1 protein-coding gene is annotated in these 537 nt (G+C 68.0%); it reads right to left on the bottom strand.

The annotated features are described in order from the left end of the window. A partial coding sequence (locus EEJ42_RS30920) for an acyltransferase domain-containing protein (RefSeq protein WP_148082055.1) occupies positions 1-537 on the bottom strand: 537 nt, incomplete at both ends.

Here is a 537-nt window from a genome sequence, read left to right as displayed (position 1 = left end):
TGGGCCGGTCGGTGCCCGTGGTGATGTGGCTGAGTGTGTGCTGTGTTGCGGTGGCGAGGACCGGGTCCGGGCCCAGTTCCAGAAAGATGCCTGTCTCGGGGGCGATGTGGGTGATGGCGGGGTGGAAGCGGACGGGTTGGCGGATGTGTTGGGCCCAGTATTCGGGGGTGGCGATGCGCTCGTCGGCGGGTTCCCCGGTGAGGTTGCTCAGCAGGGGAAGGGTGGGTTGGTGATAGGTGAGGTTCGTGATGGCCTGGGTGAAGGGTTCCAGGATGGGGTCCATCAGGGGGGAGTGGAAGGCGTGGCTGACGGTCAGGGTCTTGGTTTTGCGGTGCTTGGCGGCCCAGGCGGCGCTGATCTCGGCTACGCGTTCGGTGGGTCCGGAGATGACGGTGTTGCCGGGTGTGTTCAGAGCGGCGATGGCCACGTGGCCGTCATGTTCGGCAAGGTCCTCGGCGAGTTCGTCGGGGGTGGCGGCGATGGTGGCCATGCCGCCGCCTTGCGGGAGGCCGCCCATGAGGGTGGCGCGGGCGGCCA

This window comes from Streptomyces botrytidirepellens (assembly GCF_003721215.1).
Lineage (GTDB): Bacteria > Actinomycetota > Actinomycetes > Streptomycetales > Streptomycetaceae > Streptomyces > Streptomyces himastatinicus.
The sequence above is the reverse complement of the archived record's forward strand: the minus strand, read 5'-3'. Positions and strand labels throughout refer to the sequence as shown.